The following is a 22,501-nucleotide window of genomic DNA, read 5'->3' as shown; positions in this document are numbered from 1 at the left end:
CAAGGAAACAACGTGGCAAAGAACCCCGGCACATCGACAAAAACGAAGACGCCGGCGGCAAGAAAGCGGTTGCGCGTTGGCCTTGGCATCATGCTGACCCTGCTTCTGGTGGTGGGCGGCAAACTGTTCATGGTCCAAGGCCTTGACATGGGCGGGATGGCTGAAGCTGCCCTGGCGAGCCGCCTGACACCGCAAGTGCTCCCTGCTGAGCGGGGACAGATTGTGGACGCCAATGGCACTGTGCTGGCCAGTAGCGTGATCCGCTACAACATCGTGGTGGACCAAACGGTCAATACCAGTACGGAAACCTTCCACCGCTTCAACGAGAAGACCGAGAAGCTGGACGAGATCACCCGGGATCAGGGGATTGCCGACCTCGCCGGGCTTCTGGGGGCGGACGTGAGCACCATCCGCGAGTCACTGACCGGAGAAAAGAAGTACTTCACAGTGGCTAAGGACGTGAAGCCGGAGCTGGAAGACCGGATTTCCAAGCTATACATCCCGGGACTTAGCGCCGAGGGTGTCAGCAAGCGCGTTTACCCCAACGGCAGCGTCGCCGGCGGCGTGGTTGGTTTCCTCAAGGACGGAACGAACGGTCAAGCAGGGATCGAACAAACCCAGGACGAGATTCTTCGGGGTGTTGAAGGTAAGCGCGTCTTCGAAATTGGTGCTGATGGGCTAAGGATTCCGGTGGCGACGGATGAGCTTACGCCGGCCGTTGATGGCAGCGACGTCAAGCTGACCATCAACACGGACATTCAGTACTTTGCCCAGCAGGCCATCCAGAGCCAGGTCAACAAGATGAACGCCGAGTGGGGCTCCATCATTGTGATCGACACCAAAACGGGTAATCTCATTGCCTTGGCAGATACCAATGCTCCGGACCCCAATAACCCCGGGAAAGTTGATGCCAAGGATCGCGGTGTCAGGTCCGTGACGGCCGCCTACGAGCCCGGCTCCGTGCAGAAGATGATCACCGCCGCGGCCGTGATCGAGGAGGGGAAGTCATTTCCCTTGGACCACTACACCATCCCGCCGGCATACACCATTGATGGGCAGACGTTCACCGACGCTTTTGAGCACGGCACTGAAGAGCGCACACTTGCCGGAATCCTTGGGTGGTCCATGAACACCGGAACGGTGATGGCGGGCAGCCGGCTCACCAAGGAACAACGGTATGACTGGTTGAAGAAATTCGGCATCGGCGAGCAGACGGACATCGGCCTGCCCGCGGAAGCCACCGGCATACTGGCCAAGCCCGAGCAGTGGGACGACCGCCAGCAGTACACCGTGCTTTTCGGGCAAGGCGTCTCCCAATCGACACTCCAGACAGTACGAGCGTTCCAAAGCATCGCCAATGATGGAGTGATGCTGCAGCCCAGGCTCATTGACAGCTACATCACTCCTGAGGGCGAGGAACAGAAGGTTCCTGCAAAGGACTCGCGCCAGGTGGTTTCCAAGGAAACTGCCCAGCAAGTCCGGGACATCCTGGAAAGCGCAGTGACCGAGGGCCAGATCAAGGATGCGGCCATTGACGGCTACCGTGTGGGGGCCAAGACGGGAACGTCCCAGGCGCCCCGCGAGGACGGGCTTCCCGGATTCGACGGCTTCACGGCCTCCATGGTGGGTATGGCGCCCATGGATGACCCCAGGTTCATCGTGGAAGTGGTCCTTCAACGCCCCAAGGGAAACATCTATGGCGTCACGAATGGTCCCGTGTTCCGATCCGTGATGTCACAGGTCCTTCGGACTTACAATGTGGCGCCATCCACCGGCACCCCCGCGCGATTGCCGCAGTTCGTCAAGTAAGCTTCTTGGGCGTCTGTTTCGGCCAAATTTCGATCCACCACAAACGGCCCGGGCGCCGCTGGCCCCCAGCCGGTCGTTCCACGAGCACCAACGGAGAACCACGTGTCAGAGCACAATGAGGCAGCTACCAACGCCACGACGCCGGACGCCGGCCACACAGGCTTTCGGCCCGCATCCGTGGCTGCAGTGCCTTTGGCCACCATCGCGGAAACCCTCGGTGTTGCCGTTCCCGAAGCCAGCCATGACGGGGGAGTGACCGGCATTACCCTCAATTCAAGGGCCGTCGAAGCCGGTGACCTCTATATGGCCCTGCCTGGTGCCTCCCGCCATGGTGCGGACTTCGTTCCCCAGGCAATCGACGCAGGAGCGGTTGCCGTCGTCACGGACGACGCCGGGGCGCGCCAGCTTGCGCTGGCAGGTGAGCAGCCCGTGCCGGTACTCATCGTTGCCGAGCCGCGGACCGCCGTCGGACGTTTGGCCGCACTGATCTATCGCAGCCAGCCTGCCGAAGGCGGGTTCCCGACACTGTACGGGGTGACCGGTACCAACGGAAAGACCACCACTACCTATTTCATCAACTCCCTGCTGAGTGCCCTGGACAAGCGGCCCGGCCTCATCGGGACCATCGAGATCCTTGCAGGCGGGAAGCCGATCCCCAGCCTCCTCACCACACCGGAGTCCACGGATGTCCATGCGCTGCTGGCCCTGATGCGAGAACGCGGCTTGGATGCTGCCTCCATGGAAGTTTCATCCCACGCGATCTCTTTCCACCGCGTAGACGGCGTGATGTTCGACGTCGCTGGTTTCACCAACCTGACCCAGGACCACCTGGACCTTCATGGCAGCATGGACGAGTACTTCCGAACCAAGGCTGAACTCTTCACTGCCGGAAGGGCCAGGCGCGCTGTGGTCACGGTGGACGACGAGTGGGGGCGCAGGCTGGCAGGTGCAGCCGACATCCCGGTGACCACCCTGTCAACAAAGCCCCTGGATGAAGGCAGCGCCGACGCCGACTGGAAGGTTGCCGACATTACGGCGCGTGGACTGGGCTCGGAATTCGAACTCAGGCACGCTAACGGGCGCACCCTGCGCGTTCACACGGGCCTGCCGGGCGACTTCAACGTGGCCAACGCAGCCTTGGCCGCCATCATGGTCCTGGCGTCCGGGGTGGACGAAACCACGCTGCAGGCTGCCTTGGATGCGCATGACCCCTTCACGGTGGCAGTTCCCGGACGCATGCAGCTCGTTTCGACAGAACCTGCGTCGGTTGTTGATTTTGCCCACAATCCTGACGCCTTGTCCCGTGCCCTGGAAGCCGTTCGCTCTTCCAAGGAGGGATCCCGGGTCATCGTGGTCTTCGGGGCGACGGGTCAGCGCGACCAAGGCAAGCGCCCCACCATGGGCGCAATTGCTGCCCGCCTTGCCGACGTCGTGATCGTCAGCGATGACGATCCCCATGACGAAGACGCTGCAGCAATCCGGGCTGAGGTCCTCCAAGGCGCCTACGCTGCCCGGGACTCCGGGAACCTGAGCAGCGAAATTATTGAGTCCTACCCAAGGGATGCCGCCATCAGGCTGGCTGTTAACATCGCCACCGGCGAAGACACCATCCTCATCGCCGGACGCGGCCACGAGGTGTGGCAAGAGGTCAAGGGCGTGAATCTTGCCCTGGACGACAGAGTGGAGTTGCGGGCCGCCTTGACATCCAAGGGATTCAGCGTTTCAACGGACCAGCGGATAGAGTCCTAAACCGAGATGATTGCACTTACTGCGGCGGAGATCGCCGACATCACCCATGGCCGATTGACCGGAGATCCGGTTATCGTGCCCACTTCCGTCGTCACTGATTCCCGGGAAGCGACGCCCGGATCGTTGTATGTTGCCAAGCCCGGCGAGCACGCCGATGGACATGACTTCGTCGACGCCGCTTTCGAACGCGGTGCCGTCCTGGTTCTCGCCGAACGTGAAGTGACCGACGTCGAGGGCCGCCCTTATCCCGCCGTCGTGGTTGAAGATGCCGTGTTGGCCATGGGGGCGCTGGCAGCGGAGTCCGTCAGCCGCATCCGTGCTGAGCGTAAGAGCCGTGGCGAGGACTTTACCGTCATCGGCATCACCGGTTCTGCGGGCAAAACCACCACCAAGGACCTTCTTGCCGGTGTGCTGTCCACCGCCGGTGCCACAGTGGCACCACAGGGCTCCTACAACGGTGAGGTGGGCGTCCCGCTGACGGTATTCGCCGCGGACGCCGGAACCCGCTTCCTGGTGATAGAGATGGGCGCTACCGGTCTGGGACATATCAAGTACCTGGCGGAAATGGTCAAACCGGACATCGGCGTGGTCCTGGTGGTTGGCACTGCCCATGCCGGTGAATTCGGTGGCGTGGAGAATATCGCCAAGACCAAAGGCGAACTGGTGGAAGCCCTGGGTGAGCACGGTACAGCCGTGATCAACCTCGATGACGGCCGGGTTGCTGCCATGCGCACCCGGACGAAGGCCAAGGTGCTGGGGTTCACCGCCTCGCCTGCTACCACTGAAGAGGTGGAAGCCCGCAACGTTGTGGTCAATGAGCAAGGCTTCCCGGATTTTGATTTGGTGCTGCCCGACGGCGGCCCGTCCGTTGAGGTGCGGAGCCGCCTGATAGGTGGCCACCACGTCACTAATCTGTTGGCAGCAGCCGCAGCCGCGTTCGCCGCAGGCATCCCGGCCGCCGACATCGCGTCCTCGCTCAGCTCCCAGTCGGCCGCCAGCCGCTGGCGGATGGAGCGGACCGAACGTGAAGACGGCGTCACCATCATCAACGATGCTTACAACGCCAACCCCGAATCCATGCGGGCTGCCCTTCGAACGCTGGCGGACCTGGGACAAGGCAGAAGGACCTGGGCCGTTCTTGGAGCCATGCTCGAGTTGGGCGAGGACTCCATCCGTGAACACACCGTAGTGGGCACCCAGGTGGTGCGCCTGAACATCTCCAGGCTGGTGGTGGTGGGACGTGAGGCCCGTGCGCTTTACGTCTCCGCCATCCAGGAAGGTTCCTGGGGTGACGAGTGTTCCTTCACCGAGACAGTGGAAGAAGCCTACGAGCTGCTTCAAAATGAGCTGGAACCCGGAGACCTGGTGCTTTTCAAATCCTCCAACGGTGTGGGTCTACGGCATTTGGGTGATCGGATAGCATTACCTCCACGGGCCGAGCCCACTGGAGAAAACGCGGATGAAGCTGCCGCAAGCGAAGGGAACGAGCTGCTGTGATTGCACTTTTGATCGGCGCTGGCGTCGCCCTTCTGGTAGCCCTGATCGGGACACCCTTGTTCATTAAGTTCCTTGTGGCCAAGAGCTACGGACAATTTATCCGGGACGACGGACCGACGTCCCACCACACCAAGCGCGGCACGCCCACCATGGGCGGAACCGTGGTGGTGGCTGCGGTGCTCATCAGTTACTTCGTGACACACCTGATCATGTGGATGATGAATCCGGCCTCGGCCGGGCCGTCAGCCTCGGGGCTGTTGCTGCTGTTCCTCATGGTGGGCATGGGTTTTGTTGGCTTCCTCGATGACTTCATCAAGATCTCCAACAAGCGCAGTCTTGGCCTCAATGCACGGGCCAAGCTGATCCTGCAGGCGGCAGTGGGCATCATCTTTGCCGTGCTGGTTCTTCAGTTCCCCAATGAGGACGGCCTGCGTCCCGCGTCCACCCAAATTTCCCTGGTGCGGGACATCCCGTGGCTGGACCTCGCTTTCGGCGGCACAGTGGTCGGCGCCATCTTGTTTGTGCTGTGGTCAAACTTGATCATCACCGCAGCTACCAACGGCGTTAACCTGACCGACGGCCTGGACGGCTTGGCTGCAGGAGCGTCGATCATGGTTTTCGGTGCCTACACCATCATGGGGATATGGCAGAACAACCAGGCCTGCGGCTCACCCCGGGAAGCCGGCAGCGGCTGCTATCAGGTCCGCGACCCCATGGACCTCGCCCTGCTGGCCGCAATTCTCAGTGCTGCTCTGGTGGGATTCCTTTGGTGGAACACCTCACCTGCCAAGATCTTCATGGGTGACACAGGTTCCTTGGCCATTGGTGGTGCCGTTGCCGCGTTCGCCATCCTGTCACGCACCGAACTCCTCCTTGCGTTCGTTGGTGGGCTCTTTGTTCTCATTACCTTGTCCGTGATCATCCAAGTGGGCTTCTTCAAGCTAAGTGGCGGCAAGCGTGTCTTCAAGATGGCCCCGCTGCAGCACCACTTTGAATTGAAGGGGTGGGCAGAAGTTACCGTTGTGGTCCGGTTCTGGATACTCGCCGGGCTCTTCGTGGCTGCAGGTCTTGGAATTTTCTACGCTGAATGGGTGGTGCTGCTGTGAACGAAAGCCCGGAGATGACGCCGTCAAACACTGACAGGCTCAGTCAGCTCAACAGCTGGGATGCGGACTGGGCCGGTCTGCGCGTTGTGGTGACCGGAATCGGTGTCTCCGGCTTTGCGGCTGCAGATACCCTGATCGAGCTCGGCGCGAAAGTGGTGGTGGTTGACGCCGCCACCAGCGTCAAGGCCAAAGCCCAGGCCGACACCCTCAAGATTGTGGGTGCCGTTGATGTGCTGTTGGGAGAGGAAGCCGTGAAGGCCCTCCCGTTGATCGATGAGACTTTGCCGGACCTTGTGGTGACATCACCCGGATGGCGCCCCGACCAAGCATTGCTTGCCGCTGCGAAGCGCAGGCACATCCCCGTGTGGGGCGACGTCGAGCTCGCGTGGCGGCTGAGGGAGCGGGCCGGGCGCAAGACCGCGGATTGGCTGACGATTACCGGTACCAACGGCAAGACCACCACGGTGGGTATGGCTGAATCCATGCTGCAGGCAGCCGGGCTCAAAGCCATAGCCGTGGGAAACGTCGGCACGCCGATTCTTGACGCACTCCGGGATCCGGTGGAGTACGATGCTTTCGCTGTTGAGCTCTCCAGCTTCCAGCTGCATTGGAGCCATTCGTTGTCCCCTGTGGCAAGTGTCTGCTTGAACGTAGCCGAGGACCATGTTGATTGGCATGGCTCCTACGCCTCTTATCTCGCGGACAAAGCCAAGGTGTACCAGAACACCCAAAAAGCGGCGATCTACAATGCCGAACAGATCGAAACCGAACGAATGGTGGAGAACGCCGACGTCGTTGAGGGTTGCCGGGCAATCGGCTTCACCACCAACACGCCGGCCATCAGCATGGTGGGCGTGGTGGATGGTCTGCTTGTTGACCGCGCATTCATTGCCGAGCGTAAGGACTCCGCGGCGGAACTTGCCGCAATGTCTGATCTAGGTCCGGTGGCACCCCGCCATATGGTGGCCAACGCCCTCGCGGCAGCGGCCTTGGTCCGTGCCTACGGAGTTGATGCATCAGCGGTAAAGCAGGGTATTGCCAACTACCTGCCAGGTGCCCACCGCATCCAGCTGGTGGCCAACCACAAGGATGTCTTGTGGATCAACGATTCGAAGGCAACCAACCCGCACGCGGCCTCCGCCGCCCTTTCGGCTTTTCAGAAGGTGGTGTGGATAGCCGGCGGATTGTCCAAGGGCGTCAACTATGACGACCTCGTCAAAGAACACGCACCCAGGCTCAAAGCCGTGGTGCTCATTGGCACGGACACCGAGGCATTGGAAGGGGCCCTGCAGCGACACGCATCCGATGTCCCCGTGATCGCGCCTTCCAAGGGCGACACTGAGGGAGTGCAGACCGCAGCCGGAGACGCCGCTTCGCCAATCTACGGTGAGACCATCATGGCCCGGGCCGTGGCCTCGGCGGCCGAGGTGGCAACGCCCGGCGATACCGTGCTGATGGCGCCAGCGGCTGCATCCATGGATCAGTTCTCTTCCTACGCTCACCGTGGCGATGCTTTCGTCCTGGCAGTACGCGAGCTTATGGAAGGGCAGGCACCGACCACCGAGGAGTAACAATGGTCAGCACGCCCACCCGCACCCGCGGCAAAGGACCCCGGGACGGGAAGTCCAAGCCGGCATCCGGTGACGGCAGCCGCCCCACAGGGCTCCGCGGACACTTGCGCGGCTTTTGGGAGAGCCTTGAAGGCAAGAGCAAAGCACCTAACAGCTCCACCTATTACCTGATACTCGGCTGTGCCCTTGCGTTAACGGCAATCGGGATCATGATGGTGTTGTCCGCCTCAAGCGTTGAGGCAATTTCCGAGGGCAAATCGCCGTACGCTGATGCCCTCAAACAGGCGCTCTTCGGTGTTGTTGGACTCATTGCCATGTACGTCATTTCGCGGACCAACGTGAACTGGATGAAGAGACTCTCCTGGTGGGCGCTGGGGGCCGTGATTGTTCTTCTGGCGTTAGTCCAGGTCATGGGCAACAGCGTCAACGGCAACAAGAACTGGATTGACATCGGAGGTATCACCCTCCAACCTTCCGAGATGGCCAAGCTGATCCTTTGCGTGTGGATCGCTGCCGTTCTGGCGCGGAAACAGAAACTCCTTAACCGTTGGATGCACGTCATCATTCCCGTCGTCCCCGGTGCCGGCCTCGTCATTGCCTTGGTAATGTTGGGCAACGACCTCGGAACTGTCATCGTCATCGCGGCGATCACCGCTGCCGGGCTGTATTTCGCCGGAGTTCCCGGACGCATGCTGGCAATTGCCGGCGCGGTGGGTGCTCTGGGCGCTGTCCTCGGCACCATCAGCAGCCAAAACCGGATCTGCCGCATTACCTCGTGGTTGGGAACAGCCTCCACGCAGTGCACCGAGCAGTTTGACTTCGATTTTCAGTCCACCAACGGCATGTACGGCCTTGCACAAGGGAGCTGGACCGGGTTGGGCCTTGGCCAAAGCCGGCAGAAATACAACTGGCTGCCGGAGGCGCACAACGACTTCATCTTTGCCATCATCGGCGAGGAGCTCGGCCTTGTGGGTACCATCGTGGTGCTGGTCCTGTTCGCGATCCTTGGCATCGCCATCTTCCGCGTCGTGGTCCGGCAGACCGACCCGTTCCAACGCACCCTGGCTGGTGGAATCATGGTGTGGCTCCTCGGCCAGGCCAGCATGAATATGGCAGTAGTGACCCAACTCCTTCCGGTGGTGGGAGTGCCTCTTCCTTTCATCTCCTATGGTGGCTCCGCGCTGATCATGTCCCTTTGCGGCGTGGGCGTAGTGTTGTCTTTGGCCCGCGGCCAATTGCCGGCGCAACAGCGCTCAGGATTCTTCCCGCGCCTCATGTCCAAGACCGCACGAAAGCGTACTTAGCACTTCATGACTTTTGACTCCGCAAACGCGCCGAAGCCTTTGTCCGTCGTCCTTGCCGGCGGTGGAACTGCCGGTCACGTCAGCCCACTGTTGGCTATTGCCGATGCCATCAAGGACAAACATCCGGAAGCCTCCATCCTGGCTGTTGGAACGCCGTCGGGCATGGAAACCCGTCTCGTCCCCGCCGCCGGGTACCAGCTGGCCACCATTGACCGTGTTCCCTTTCCGCGGCGGCCGTCAGTGGACCTCGTCAAGCTGCCTGCCCGGTTGGGCGGCGCGGTGCGGCAGGCCCGGCGAATCCTGGAGGAGTCCCGTGCGGATGTCCTCGTGGGTGTGGGCGGGTACGTTTGTACGCCCATGTATCTCGCTGCCCGGAAACTGCGGATCCCCATCGTCATCCACGAAGCCAACATGAAAGCCGGCCTGGCCAACCGCGTCGGCGCCCGGTTCAGCAAACATGTTGCCGTGGCATTTGCCGGGACCCGCTTGCGGGGTGCTCGCCACGTGGGCATGCCCATGCGCCGGGCCATCTCGCAATTGAACAGGACTGAAGCTGCGTCTGCGGCAAAGGCTGCGCTGGGGTTGGATCCCCACCGTCCGGCTTTGATCGTCACAGGCGGCTCCTCAGGGGCTTTGAGCATCAACCGTGCAATCACTGCTGCTCTGCCCGCACTGGCGGCTGCCGGCATTGAGACCCTCCACATCACAGGCAAGGGCAAAGCGGTCAAGGATGACGACGGCGGCATCCTCATCGCAGACGGCTACCAGCAGGTTGAGTACGTGGACGGTATGGAGAACGTCTATGCCGCTGCCGACGTCATCCTCGCCAGAGCCGGGGCGGGAACTGTCAGCGAGGTAGCTGCAGTGGGAGTCCCGGCTGTCTTTGTACCTTTGCCCATCGGCAACGGCGAGCAGGCATTGAACGCAGCCCCCTTGGTCTCCGCGGGCGGCGCGCTGATGATCGAGGACAAGGACCTCAGCCCGGAATGGCTCCGGAGCGAATTGATTCCGCTGCTGACAGACCGCAGCAGGCTTAACCACATGGCTCGGAAATCCGAAGCCCTTGGCATCAGAAACGCCGATCAGCAGATGGCTGATCTTGTCTTGGAAGCGGTATCCGCATGACCACCAGCATCGCCCGGCTCGAGTCCCTCGGACGCGTCCACTTCATCGGAATCGGCGGCGTGGGAATGTCCGCAGTCGCCCGCATCATGGTCTCGCGAGGCGTCCCGGTCAGCGGAACCGATGTCAAGGACCTGCCGGTGATGCGTGACCTTGCTTTGGCAGGTGCGCGCATTGCAGTAGGCTACGACGCCAAGAACCTCGGGGATTCCCAGACGGTCGTCGCTGGTTCAGCCATCCGGGCGGATAACCCGGAGTTAGTGGCGGCGCGTGAGGCCGGGCTGCCTGTACTCCACCGCTCGGAAGCCTTGGCCGCCACCATGGCCGGGCACCGGGTTGTTACCGTAGCGGGTACCCACGGCAAGTCCACCACCACCTCCATGGTGGCTGTGCTCCTGAAGAAGGCCGGCCTGGATCCCTCCTTCGCAATTGGCGCCAACGTGCCGGCACTCGGCGTCAACGCAGCCCACGGTGAATCCGACATTTTCGTGGCAGAGGCCGATGAGTCGGATGGGTCATTCCTCAATTACCGTCCGCTGATTGCCGTGGTCACCAACGTCGAAGCCGATCACTTGGATCATTACGGGACGCCGGAGGCCGTCTTTGCTTCCTTTGATGATTTCGCCGCACTCCTGCCTGCCAACGGCGTCCTGCTGGCATGTGCCGATGACGCCGGAGCACGGGCTTTGGCTGAGCGCACAGCGTCCACCGGGACAACACGGGTACTGACATACGGAACATCCGGCGACGCAGACATCCGGCTTCATGATGGCGGTCCTGGCGACGTTTCAGTGGCCATTGGCAGTGACGTCCACAGGCTTGACCTGCAGGTGCCCGGCCGGCACAACGCCCTGAATGCGGCGGCCGCGTTCGCAGTCGCCGTCGAACTCGGCGTGGAAGCCGGCACGGCAGCGGTCGCTTTGGGCTACTTCACAGGTGCGTCCAGGCGCTTTGAGCTCAAGGGCCAGGGGAGGGGAGTGCGGGTCTATGATGACTACGCCCACCACCCCACAGAAGTGCGCGCAGCACTATCGGCCGCACGTTCCGTGGCCGCGGGTAACAAGGTGCACGTTCTCTTCCAACCGCACCTGTTTTCGCGGACCCGTGAGTTCGCCAAGGAGTTCGCCGCCGCCTTGGAGCTGGCGGACACCGCTCTTGTTTTGGATATCTACCCTGCCCGCGAGGATCCAATCCCCGGGGTAACAAGCACGCTCATCACCGATCATTTGGGTAACGGCCGGCTTGTTTCCGCTGATGAAGCTGTGGACGCCGTGGTGGACTCTGCAATCGACGGTGATGTAGTCCTGACGGTGGGCGCCGGAGACGTCACTGCTTACGGACCGCAAATTGTGGCGGCATTGGATGGCTAGCACGCGGAAGCCCACCTTCAAACCGACTACGGACCCGCGGCAAAGCAAGGCGGGCCGCCCCAGCGGTGACTCAGTGGAGGTCATTAGTGCGCAGCGCCCGGTTGAACCGGAGGTGAAGGCCGCGGAGGCGGACCGCCCCTCGAAGCCTGCCGGTGCTGCGCAGGCCGGTAAGTCGCCGACCGATAACGTCATTGCCTTTCCCGAGCCAAGGAAACGGCGTCAGCGACGACTAGTGCTCTGGACGCTCTCGATTGTGGCCGTGGTGGTCGGTTCCCTGATCGCAGGGGCCATATTTTCGCCGGCGTTGGCCGTCCGCACCATCACCGTGGACGGAACATCGTTGGTGACGCCGGATGCGGTGCAAAAAGCGCTGTCCGGCCTCGAAGGCAAGCCGCTGCCACAAGTCAGCGAGCAGGAAATCAACGAACTCCTGAAACCACTCGTCCAGGTCCGCTCTGCCACCATGGAAGCGCGGCCGCCCTCTGAGTTGCTGGTTCACGTGGACGAGCGCGTCCCGGTGGCTCTGCTGAAGCAGGGGGACAGCTACGTCATGGTGGATGTGGACGGCGTGCAACTCGGAGCAACACAGGATTTGGCCGCCGTGCCCCTGCCCTTGATAGACGCCGGAGTCGGCACTACTAGTACGGACTCGTTCAAGGCGATTGCTGCTGTTCTGGACACTTTGCCCGCCGATATCCTGGCCAGGATGTCCACTGCCTCTGCAGCCTCACCGGACGCCGTTGAGCTGAAACTGGTGGACGGAAAGACGGTAGTGTGGGGCAATGCCGAGGACAGGGAACTGAAGGCGAAGGCACTCGAAGCGCTGCTTAGGATGCCGGCGGATCCGAAGGTCCCGGTCAATGTCTACGACGTCAGTGTTCCCCGGCATCCGTTTACAAAATAAACAGTACTGAGAACGTAACTGACGGTGACCTTATTTCGCGGCAATCACACGACACGCGCAAGCGGAGATTGCATGTGGGAACGAGAGGAAATACCGTCGCAGTAGAGTTACTTGACATAACTATAACCTTCAACTAGAGGGTTAAGGTCCAAGGATTCAAGTTGGACTCGATCAGTTTCGCTATAGGACACAAGCAAGGGGCACGAAACGTGGCAGCACCGCAGAATTACTTGGCCGTCATCAAGGTCGTCGGCATCGGCGGCGGTGGGGTGAACGCAGTCAACCGTATGATCGAGGTCGGCCTCCGGGGCGTCGAGTTCATCGCCATCAACACCGACGCGCAGGCGCTGCTCATGAGCGACGCCGACGTCAAGCTCGACGTCGGGCGTGAGCTCACCCGAGGCCTCGGTGCCGGGGCAAACCCCGAGGTCGGCAAACAGGCAGCCGAAGACCACGCCGATGAGATCGAAGAAGTTCTCCGCGGCGCTGACATGGTCTTCGTCACGGCAGGCGAGGGTGGTGGCACCGGAACCGGTGGCGCTCCCGTGGTCGCGCGCATCGCCCGCTCCCTCGGTGCGCTGACCATTGGCGTCGTGACCCGTCCCTTCACCTTCGAAGGCCGACGCCGTGCAGGCTCTGCCGAAGCCGGTATAGACGCGCTCCGCGACGAAGTCGATACCTTGATCGTCATCCCCAACGATCGCCTCCTGTCCATTAGCGACCGCAACGTCTCCGTCCTGGACGCCTTCCGCTCCGCGGACCAGGTCCTCCTTTCCGGTGTGCAGGGCATCACTGACCTCATCACCACTCCGGGTCTGATCAACTTGGACTTCGCTGACGTCAAGTCAGTCATGCAGGGTGCAGGATCCGCCCTGATGGGCATCGGTTCCGCGCGTGGTGAAGATCGTGCCGTCAAGGCTGCGGAACTGGCTATCGCGTCCCCGCTCCTGGAAGCCTCCATCGACGGTGCCCACGGGGTCCTGCTGTCCATTCAGGGTGGCTCGGATCTTGGCCTGTTCGAAATCAACGAGGCCGCGCGCCTTGTTCAGGAAGTTGCCCACCCGGAAGCGAACATCATCTTCGGTGCCGTCATTGACGACGCCTTGGGAGATGAAGCACGCGTGACAGTCATTGCCGCAGGCTTCGACGACGTCAAGGCAACCTCGCCTTCAATGGACCAGTCGCGTCCGGCCCAGAACCCGGTACCTTCGGATAGGCCGGCTGCTCCGAGCAGTGCGCCGTCCAGCGCTGCAGCCCCGCAGCACGCTACGGCAGGTATCGGTGCTGCAGGCTTGAGCAACTGGGGCCAGCAGCGCCCCTCAGCCCTGCCCGCTGACTCCGGCTTCGATGTCGACCTCCCTGCAGTGGTTGAACCGGATCTTTCGGGCAGCCGCTCCGATGATCTCGACGTTCCTGACTTCCTGAAGTAAGCCACGTTCGAAAGAGTCAGTACCAGGTGTTTTGGTGTCGAAATGAAGTACGGCCCGGCGTTTCTGTAGCCTTCACGGATACAGGCGCCGGGAACCTGGCTCTCCATGTGCAGGACGACCCCACGGAAGTGATGGCTCGTCGCGCCCGATTGGAACGGGTTCTTGGACTGGAAGACCAATCGGTTTCACGGCGGTTTCAGTACATGGACCAGGTCCATGGGAATCACGTTGAGTTCATTGAAGCCTATGGTCCTGGACCAACGGCAGATGCCATGGTTTCCGCTGCCCCCGCGCTGCACATGGCTTCAGATCGATCCGTACAGCCACTGGCCGTCATGGTGGCTGATTGTGTCCCGGTTCTGCTGGTTGGCACCGACGCCGGTAGCAGCCCCGTCCTGGCTGCTGCCCACGCCGGGCGACCCGGCGTAGCTTCAGCCGTCGTCCCCGCCACTGTCGCCGAAATGCGACGTCGGGGAGCTGTGGATATCAGCGCTTGGCTCGGACCGTCCATTTGCGGATCTTGCTACGAGGTCCCGGAACAGCTGCGCGAAGAGGTGGCGGCAGAGATTCCCGAGACCTGGTCTTCCACCTCGTGGGGAACGCCGGCCCTTGACCTGCCTGCGGGTGTCAGGGCCCAGTTGGCCGCACTGAATGTCCCCGTGGAGTACTCGGGGGAGTGCACCCTGGAAAACGACTCCCTCTTTTCATACCGGCGGGACTCCCTGACCGGTCGGTTCGCAGGTTTGGTGTGGACGCATGACTAGCCTTGAAGATGGCAACGAGCAGCGGAAAGAGGCAGGCGGCGACTCCCGCGCCGCTGAGCTGTCTGACCGGCTGGGATTGGTGCGGCAGCGGATCGAGTCGGCTGCCCGCGCTGCAGGACGGAGCGATCTGCCGAGACTCATTGTGGTGACCAAGTTCCATCCCGCGGCTGATGTCCGTCGTCTGGCGGCACTTGGCGTCAAGGACGTCGGCGAGAACCGCGATCAGGAAGCGGCTTCCAAGAGCACGGAGCTCACCGGGCTTGATGTCCAGTGGCATTTCATCGGACAGCTTCAGAGCAATAAGGCTAAGTCCGTTGCCAAGTATGCTGCCTCGGTCCAGTCCGTTGACCGCCCGCAGCTTGTTGAAGCCTTGGCCAGGGCGGTCGCCCGGGAGAAGGATGCTACGGGGCGGAGCGATCTTGACTGTTTCATCCAAGTCAACCTGGATGACGACGCCGGTGCGCACCGGGGTGGCGCCAGTCCCTCCGACGTTGAGGTGCTGGCGGAGAAAATCGAGTCGGCGGACGGGCTCGTGCTATCCGGCCTGATGGCCGTGGCGCCGTTGGGGGCTGATCCGGATGCGGCGTTCGAACGGCTCGCGGGGATTTCCGAGGCGCTCCGGGCAGTGCATCCGGCTGCGACAGGTATTTCTGCCGGAATGAGCCAGGACCTGGAATCCGCAGTAAGGTTCGGGGCGACACACCTGAGGATTGGCTCCGATATTCTCGGTTCCCGTCCGGCCGTGGGGTAGCGTCAAAGTATTGGAATGACGGGCCGGGGTTCCAATATGTCAAGTCATGGCGGCCCGCCTACTGCAGAAACGATAGGAGTGCACCATGGCTGGCGCTCTGCGCAAGACAATGATCTATCTTGGGCTCGCCGACGGCGATGAACACTACGAATCTGAGCAGTCCGTCGCCACGAACCACGACGATGAACGCCCCCAGGCACAGGAACGGGAAGAGCGCCGGGCGCCCGCTCCCGTCCGGGAAGTTGTCCGTGAAATGCCCACTGTAGATGCCGAAGAGGAATACCGCGCACCCGTGACACCCATCAAGCGTGCGGCGTCCAGCCGCGAAGATGCCTCGGGCCTGAGGCAAATCACCACCGTTCACCCCCGTTCTTACAACGATGCCAAGGTTATCGGTGAGAGCTTCAGGGATGGCATTCCGGTCATCATGAATGTCACTGACATGGGCGAATCCGATGCCAAGCGGCTTGTGGACTTCTCAGCCGGCCTCGTGTTTGGCCTGCACGGCAGCATCGAGAGGGTGACCAACAAGGTCTTCCTGTTGTCGCCGTCATACGTTGAGGTCATCGGAGATGACAAAAAGGCCAGCGAAACACAGGCCAGCTTCTTCAACCAGAGCTGACAGAAGACTTTGCGGATGCCAGGCGGGTCAACCCGCCTGGCATCTGTGTTGCAATAGTAGGGACCGATTGGCATTCCGGAACAAGTGGGAGATCTGAGCTAACTCGTGGGCATTGTTTTCGGCCTTATCTATATTGTGTTGTTGCTGTTCTTCATTGCCCTGATCATCCGGCTCATCTTCGAATGGGTTCAGATGTTCGCCCGACAGTGGCGGCCCAGGGGTGTGGCGTTGGTTACAGCCCATGTTGTCTACTCCGTGACTGATCCTCCCCTTGGCAGACTCAGGAAGCTGATACCACCCCTCCAATTGGGTGGAATATCACTGGATTTGGGGTTCTTGATCCTTATTATTGCCGTCAGCATTGCCATGGCAGTGACCAACAGCCTGGCGTAGTTGCTCCGCGGAACCCGGGCCACCGATGGTCCATAGGCCGCAAATTCTCCAAATCAACACGATGGTGTTGAATTGGAGGAACAAGATGATATTTAGGTACCGTAGTTTTGAACGGCCGGAAGGCCTACTGACTAACTAGACCAACGAGGTGACCAGATGGCTTTGACGCCAGAAGACGTTGTCAACAAGCGCTTTCAGCCGACCAAGTTCCGCGAAGGCTACGACCAGGACGAGGTAGATGACTTCCTCGATGAGATCGTGGTGGAACTTCGCCGCTTGAACCAGGAGAACGACGAACTTCGCAAGAAGCTCGGCGAGGCCGGTTCGGCCGTTCCCGCTGCAGCTGCTGCGGCTCCGGTAGTTGAGAAGGTTCCGGCCCCGGTCAAGGTTGACAAGGAAGCTGAGGCGAAGGCGGAAGCCGAAGCCAAGGCCGCAGAAGATGCCAAGAAGAAGGAAGCCGAGAAGGCAGCAGCTGCTGCTGCAGCTCCGAAGGCACCCGCTGCAAACAACGGCGTCACCACTTCCGCTGAGTCCGCTGCAGGTCTGCTTGCCATGGCACAGCAGATGCACGACAAGCACGTTTCCGACGGCGCGCAGCAGAAGGAAAAGATCATTGCCGAGGCTCAGATCGAGGCTTCCAGCCTCGTCAACGACGCCCAGGAGAAGTCCCGCAAGATCCTTGGCGCCCTCGAGCAGCAGCGCTCCGTTCTCGAGCGCAAGGTTGAGCAGCTCCGAGGCTTCGAACGCGACTACCGTTCACGCCTGAAGGCTTACATCGAAGGCCAGCTCCGCGACCTTGACGCACGTGGTTCTGTCGCTGCCCCTGAGGTCGGCGAAGCAACCGCTGACGTTTAGCAAGTATTCTGAAAGCCGGTGGCTGAGGATTCCTCGGTCACCGGCTTTCGCTGTTAAAGGACTGACAGCACCCCGCACGCTTCCCGAATGAAAGCACTATGACCGACGACTTCACCGCTGACGCCACACAGCCGACGCCCACCGAGCGCCGTAAGTGGCGTCCTGCCATGCTCTGGCTCTTCGCTGGCTTCGCCGTGTTCGCCTACGTTTTTGACCAACTCACCAAACTCTGGGTGACCAGCACCATGACAGAGGGGGAGCGCATTCCGGTGCTGCCTCCGCTGCTGCACTGGTACTACATCCGCAATTCCGGGGCAGCATTTTCCATCGGAGAGAACGTGACGTGGATCTTCACGATCGTCATGGCAGCCGTCTCGGTAGCGATTCTTTTTCAATTGAGAAAGTTGGGCTCGGCCTGGTGGGCGCTTTCCCTCGGCCTGCTCCTGGGAGGCGCCCTCGGCAATCTGACGGACCGCCTCTTCCGGGAGCCGTCCTTCGCCATGGGGCATGTGGTCGACTTTATTCAGCTGCCGAATTTTGCCATCTTCAACATCGCAGACTCGGCGGTGGTGTCCGGCGTCGTTATTATCTGTCTCCTGACACTGCGGGGGATCGGCATGGACGGAACGCGTCACGTTGCCGCACCAAAGCCGCCCAAAGATGCCAAAGCCGCCGGCGGGACCACCGGGGAGCCTGCTGGTGAGTAGGTCCGTAGTGGTGCCCGAAGAGCTGGCCGGGGTACGCGTTGACGCCGGTCTAGCGCAGCTCCTGGACATTTCCCGGTCGGCAGCAGCATTGCTGATTTCAGAAGGAAACGTCACCAGCGGCGGAGTTGCGCTGGGCAAATCGGCAAAGCTCGTTGCCGGCGCATTGCTTGATGTCACGGTTCCCGAGCGGCCGGATCCCTTGGAAGTCGTGGAGGAAGTTGTGGAAGGCCTGAAGATCCTGCTGGACGACGAGGAATTCGTAGTCATCGACAAACCGGTGGGGGTCGCGGCACATCCATCACCGGGTTGGGTAGGCCCCACAGTAGTGGGAGGACTCGCCGGTGCCGGTTACCGAATTTCGACGTCGGGGGCGCCCGAGCGCGCAGGGATCGTTCATAGGCTTGACGTGGGAACGTCCGGTGTCATGGTGGTGGCCAAGACTGAGAACGCCTACACGGTGCTGAAAAGGGCGTTCAAGGAACGCACCGTGGACAAGGTCTACCACGCAGTTGTTCAGGGCCTGCCTGATCCTCTCCAAGGCACCATTGATGCCCCGATCGGACGCCATCCCGGCCATGACTGGCGGTTCGCCGTCATCGAGGACGGCCGGCCGTCAGTGACCCACTACGAGGTCCTGGAAGCCTTCGGCAAGGCAACACTGATGGAAGTGCATCTGGAGACGGGGCGCACCCACCAGATCCGCGTTCACTTCTCAGCGTTGCGGCATCCTTGTGCCGGCGATCTCACCTACGGAGCGGATCCGCGCCTTGCAGCCACACTGGGGCTGACCCGGCAGTGGCTCCACGCCCGTCAACTTGGATTCACGCACCCCCGCACGGGCGATTGGGTGGAAGTCAGCAGCGAGTATCCGGCGGACCTCCAGTACGCTCTGGATCTGCTGGCCACTGGCTCCGCATAGACGGATTTCACTGCCCGGGTCCGATTTCTGTCTGACCCGGGACGGTAGACTGTCGTGGTGACTTCCAGCAATGATTCGTTCGTCCATCTGCACACCCATACCGAATACTCCATGCTGGATGGAGCTGCCCGGCTCGGTGAACTTTTTGATGAAACCGAACGGTTGGGCATGCCCGCCCTGGCCACTACGGACCACGGATACCTGTTCGGTGCGTTCGACTTCTGGCGCAAAGCCACGGATAAGGGCATCAAGCCGATCATCGGCGTCGAAGCCTATGTAACCCCCGGCACCGCACGCGGGGACAAGGAGCGCGTGCGTTGGGGCGATGAGAGCCAGCGCAAGGACGACGTCTCCGGTGGTGGCTCGTACACCCACATGACGCTCCTGAGCTATAACAACGTGGGGATGCGGAACCTCTTCAGGGCTTCTTCCATTGCTTCACTGGACTCTGTTTTTGGTAAGTGGCCGCGGCTGGACCGGGAACTGCTCAACACTTACTCCGAGGGTCTGATCGCCACCACAGGATGCCCGTCCGGAGAGGTCCAGACCAAACTTCGGTTGGGCCTCTACCGCGAGGCTGTAGAGGCTGCTGGAGAGTTCCGCGATATTTTTGGAGCGGAGAACTACTTCTGCGAGTTGATGGACCACGGGTTGGACATTGAACGCCGTGTTACCGGAGACCTCCTGCGCCTGGCCAAGGAACTCAACCTTCCGCTGGTGGCCACCAATGACCTCCACTACACCCATGAGCACGACGCCAAGGCCCACGAAGCGTTGTTGGCGATCCAATCCGGTTCCACGCTTCTGGAACCGACGTATGACAACGGTGGTTCGCGCTTCGCGTTCTCCGGCAGTGGCTATTACCTGAAGTCGCCGCAGGAAATGCGGGAGCTTTTCCGGGATCACCCTGAAGCCTGCGACAACACGCTGCTCATCGCCGAGCGCTGCGAAGTTTCTTTCAACACCGGGGCCAACTACATGCCGCGCTTCCCTTGCCCTCCCGGGGAAGACGAGACCTCCTGGCTGGTCAAGGAAGTGGATACCGGCCTGAAGTACCGGTACCCACAAGGCATTCCTGACAAGGTCCGGAAGCAGGCGGACTACGAGCTGGGCGTCATCACGTCCATGGGATTCCCCGGGTACTTCCTGGTGGTTGCCGACTTCATCAACTGGGCCAAGAACAACGGCATCCGTGTAGGGCCCGGCCGTGGTTCGGGTGCAGGTTCCATGGTGGCTTATGCCATGCGCATCACCGATCTTGACCCCCTGCAGCACGGCCTGATCTTTGAACGGTTCCTCAACCCGGACCGTGTTTCCATGCCCGACTTCGACGTCGACTTCGATGATCGCCGCCGCTCCGAGGTGATCGACTACGTCACCAAGAAGTACGGCGATGAACGCGTGGCCATGATCGTCACGTACGGAACCATCAAGACCAAGCAGGCGCTCAAGGACTCCTCCCGTGTGCTTGGCTACCCGTTCAGCATGGGCGAGACACTCACCAAGGCCCTTCCGCCTGCCGTCATGGCCAAGGACATTCCGCTGGCGGACATCCAGAACCCGGAGTCCAAGCGCTACAGCGAAGCAGGGGACTTCCGCCAACTGATCGCCAACGATCCTGAGGCCGCCAAGGTCTTCGAGACTGCTTTGGGCATCGAGGGCCTGAAGCGCCAGTGGGGCGTTCACGCTGCCGGCGTCATCATGTCCTCGGACCCCATCATCGATGTCATTCCCATCATGCGCCGTTTCCAGGACGGCCAGGTCATCACCCAGTTTGATTACCCGACGTCCGAAGGCCTCGGCCTGATCAAGATGGACTTCCTGGGCCTGAGAAACCTGACGATCATTTCCGATGCCCTGGAAAACATCAAGATGAACCGCGGCGTTGACCTGGATCTGGAAAATCTGGAACTCGACGACGCCGCGTCCTACGAACTCCTGGCCCGCGGTGACACCTTGGGTGTGTTCCAGCTCGACGGCGGTCCCATGCGGTCCCTGCTCAAGCTCATGAAGCCTGACAACTTCGAAGACATCTCCGCAGTTCTTGCGCTGTACCGGCCTGGTCCCATGGGCGCCAACGCCCACACCGACTACGCGCTGCGCAAGAACGGGATCCAGGAAGTAATTCCCATTCACCCGGAGTTGGAAGAACCGCTCAAGGAGATTCTCGGCGGGACCTTCGGCCTGATTGTGTATCAGGAGCAGGTCATGGCCGTAGCCCAGAAGCTGGCCGGCTACTCGCTCGGCCAGGCAGACATCCTCCGCCGCGCCATGGGTAAGAAAAAGAAGTCCGAGCTGGACAAGCAGTTCGCCGGCTTCTCTCAAGGCATGCAGGACAACGGTTACTCCATGGCCGCCGTCAAGACGCTCTGGGACATTTTGCTCCCGTTCTCCGACTACGCCTTCAACAAGGCCCACTCGGCAGCGTACGGCGTGATCTCCTACTGGACGGCATACCTGAAGGCGCACTACGCACCGGAGTACATGGCCGCCCTTTTGACCTCCGTGGGTGATGACAAGGACAAGTCGGCCATCTACCTCAACGAGTGTCGCAGGATGGGCATCACTGTCCTCCCGCCGGATGTGAATGAATCTTCGCTGAACTTCACCCCGGTGGGAACGGACATCCGTTTCGGCATGGGCGCCATCCGCAACGTGGGCGTCAATGTGGTGGATGCCATGGTGGCCGCCCGCACTTCCGAGGGCAAGTACACGTCCTTCAAGGACTTCCTCCTCAAGGTTCCCGCCGTGGTGTGCAACAAGCGCACCATCGAATCGCTGATCAAAGCCGGAGCGTTCGATTCGCTGGGCCACCATCGGCGTGCTTTGGCGATGATCCACGAAGAAGCCATTGATTCGGTGATCACGCTCAAACGAAACGAAGCAATCGGCCAGTTCGATCTTTTCGCGGGCTTTGAAGACCAAGAGCCTGAAGCGTCGCTGACCACCGAGATCCCGGACCTGCCCGAGTGGGAGAAGAAGGACAAACTGTCCTTCGAACGGGACATGCTGGGCCTTTACGTTTCAGACCATCCCCTGCAGGGTCTGGAAGGCGTGCTCAGCCAGCACGCGGAACAGTCCATCACGTCGATCATCGCCGAGGACGGACCGCACGACGGTGCAATCGTCACCATTGCCGGCATGATCACCTCGCTGAGCCGCAGGATCGCCAAGGCCAGCGGGAACGCCTACGCCCGGGCAGAGATAGAAGACCTCGGTGCTTCCATGGAAGTCATGTTCTTCGGCCAGGTGTACGGGCCCATTGCCTCGGTCCTGGCTGAGGACTTGATTGTTGTGGTCAAGGGACGGCTGCAACGCCGCGATGACGGTGCTGTCACTCTGAACTGCATGGAACTTTCCGTGCCGGACCTCAGCGAAAGCGTGAACGGTCCCGTGGTGATCACCATCCCGACCTTCAAGGCCACCGAAGCAGTAGTAACGGACCTGCGTGATGTGCTGCGCACCCACCGCGGGAACTCGGAAGTCCGGCTCAAACTGATGGGCGATACGAAGGTGGAGGTCATGGGCTTGCCGGTCCACATGAGGGTCAATCCGAGCCCATCATTGTTCGGTGACCTCAAAGTGCTGCTGGGTCCGGCCTGCCTGGATAACTAGCAGGCCGGCCGCC

18 protein-coding genes are annotated in these 22,501 nt (G+C 61.2%); all 18 read left to right on the top strand.

Features of this window, described 5'->3' with window-relative positions; all coding sequences use genetic code 11:
* The first annotated feature begins 12 nt into the window (after window positions 1–12).
* A complete protein-coding gene (locus J7I86_RS19845; RefSeq protein WP_214822585.1) occupies window positions 13–1,809 on the top strand; it encodes a penicillin-binding protein 2 in 1,797 nt (598 codons plus the stop codon).
* A 102-nt stretch (window positions 1,810–1,911) separates the two neighbouring features.
* Window positions 1,912–3,558, top strand: a complete 1,647-nt coding sequence (locus tag J7I86_RS19840) for a UDP-N-acetylmuramoyl-L-alanyl-D-glutamate--2,6-diaminopimelate ligase (protein WP_214822584.1) — start codon at window positions 1,912–1,914, stop codon at window positions 3,556–3,558.
* Window positions 3,559–3,564: 6 nt separating this feature from the next.
* Complete coding sequence (gene murF, locus J7I86_RS19835; protein ID WP_214822583.1) at window positions 3,565–5,055, top strand: UDP-N-acetylmuramoyl-tripeptide--D-alanyl-D-alanine ligase; 1,491 nt, start codon at window positions 3,565–3,567, stop codon at window positions 5,053–5,055.
* On the top strand, window positions 5,052–6,161 hold the full coding sequence (gene mraY / locus J7I86_RS19830; protein ID WP_214822582.1) for a phospho-N-acetylmuramoyl-pentapeptide-transferase: 1,110 nt from the start codon (window positions 5,052–5,054) through the stop codon (window positions 6,159–6,161). Before murF ends, mraY begins: the two co-directional genes overlap by 4 nt.
* Window positions 6,143–7,732: a UDP-N-acetylmuramoyl-L-alanine--D-glutamate ligase gene (gene murD, locus J7I86_RS19825; protein WP_214822581.1), complete on the top strand. Its 1,590-nt coding sequence runs from the start codon at window positions 6,143–6,145 to the stop codon at window positions 7,730–7,732. Before mraY ends, murD begins: the two co-directional genes overlap by 19 nt.
* Before the next feature lie 2 nt (window positions 7,733–7,734).
* Entirely contained in the window at window positions 7,735–9,036 is a 1,302-nt protein-coding gene (gene ftsW, locus J7I86_RS19820; RefSeq protein ID WP_214822580.1) for a putative lipid II flippase FtsW, read from the top strand.
* 6 nt (window positions 9,037–9,042) lie between these two features.
* Window positions 9,043–10,161 (top strand): undecaprenyldiphospho-muramoylpentapeptide beta-N-acetylglucosaminyltransferase, encoded by a 1,119-nt coding sequence (murG, locus tag J7I86_RS19815; protein ID WP_214822579.1) that lies wholly within the window; start codon window positions 9,043–9,045, stop codon window positions 10,159–10,161.
* Window positions 10,158–11,528 (top strand): UDP-N-acetylmuramate--L-alanine ligase, encoded by a 1,371-nt coding sequence (gene murC / locus J7I86_RS19810; RefSeq protein WP_214822578.1) that lies wholly within the window; start codon window positions 10,158–10,160, stop codon window positions 11,526–11,528. The genes murG and murC overlap by 4 nt, the downstream gene beginning before the upstream one ends.
* Entirely contained in the window at window positions 11,521–12,432 is a 912-nt protein-coding gene (locus J7I86_RS19805; protein ID WP_214822577.1) for an FtsQ-type POTRA domain-containing protein, read from the top strand. Before murC ends, J7I86_RS19805 begins: the two co-directional genes overlap by 8 nt.
* A gap of 209 nt (window positions 12,433–12,641) precedes the next feature.
* Window positions 12,642–13,862: a cell division protein FtsZ gene (ftsZ, locus tag J7I86_RS19800; RefSeq protein WP_011774419.1), complete on the top strand. Its 1,221-nt coding sequence runs from the start codon at window positions 12,642–12,644 to the stop codon at window positions 13,860–13,862.
* Between the two features lie 26 nt (window positions 13,863–13,888).
* On the top strand, window positions 13,889–14,626 hold the full coding sequence (locus tag J7I86_RS19795) for a polyphenol oxidase family protein (RefSeq protein ID WP_214822576.1): 738 nt from the start codon (window positions 13,889–13,891) through the stop codon (window positions 14,624–14,626).
* Window positions 14,619–15,377 (top strand): YggS family pyridoxal phosphate-dependent enzyme, encoded by a 759-nt coding sequence (locus J7I86_RS19790; protein WP_214822575.1) that lies wholly within the window; start codon window positions 14,619–14,621, stop codon window positions 15,375–15,377. The genes J7I86_RS19795 and J7I86_RS19790 overlap by 8 nt, the downstream gene beginning before the upstream one ends.
* Window positions 15,378–15,462: 85 nt before the next feature.
* Complete coding sequence (locus tag J7I86_RS19785; RefSeq protein WP_214822574.1) at window positions 15,463–15,999, top strand: cell division protein SepF; 537 nt, start codon at window positions 15,463–15,465, stop codon at window positions 15,997–15,999.
* A gap of 105 nt (window positions 16,000–16,104) precedes the next feature.
* Window positions 16,105–16,392 (top strand): YggT family protein, encoded by a 288-nt coding sequence (locus J7I86_RS19780; RefSeq protein WP_159734804.1) that lies wholly within the window; start codon window positions 16,105–16,107, stop codon window positions 16,390–16,392.
* 156 nt (window positions 16,393–16,548) lie between these two features.
* Window positions 16,549–17,247 (top strand): DivIVA domain-containing protein, encoded by a 699-nt coding sequence (locus tag J7I86_RS19775; protein ID WP_214822573.1) that lies wholly within the window; start codon window positions 16,549–16,551, stop codon window positions 17,245–17,247.
* 98 nt (window positions 17,248–17,345) lie between these two features.
* The gene (gene lspA / locus J7I86_RS19770) at window positions 17,346–17,954 is read left to right on the top strand and encodes a signal peptidase II (RefSeq protein WP_214822572.1); all 609 of its coding nucleotides are present in this window, start codon (window positions 17,346–17,348) and stop codon (window positions 17,952–17,954) included.
* On the top strand, window positions 17,947–18,873 hold the full coding sequence (locus J7I86_RS19765) for an RluA family pseudouridine synthase (protein ID WP_214822571.1): 927 nt from the start codon (window positions 17,947–17,949) through the stop codon (window positions 18,871–18,873). Before lspA ends, J7I86_RS19765 begins: the two co-directional genes overlap by 8 nt.
* A gap of 57 nt (window positions 18,874–18,930) precedes the next feature.
* The gene (gene dnaE, locus J7I86_RS19760) at window positions 18,931–22,488 is read left to right on the top strand and encodes a DNA polymerase III subunit alpha (protein ID WP_214822570.1); all 3,558 of its coding nucleotides are present in this window, start codon (window positions 18,931–18,933) and stop codon (window positions 22,486–22,488) included.
* The last annotated feature ends 13 nt before the right edge of the window (window positions 22,489–22,501 follow it).

The organism is Arthrobacter sp. ISL-95 (assembly GCF_018613695.1).
Classification (GTDB): Bacteria; Actinomycetota; Actinomycetes; order Actinomycetales; family Micrococcaceae; genus Arthrobacter.
The sequence above is the reverse complement of the archived record's forward strand: the minus strand, read 5'-3'. Positions and strand labels throughout refer to the sequence as shown.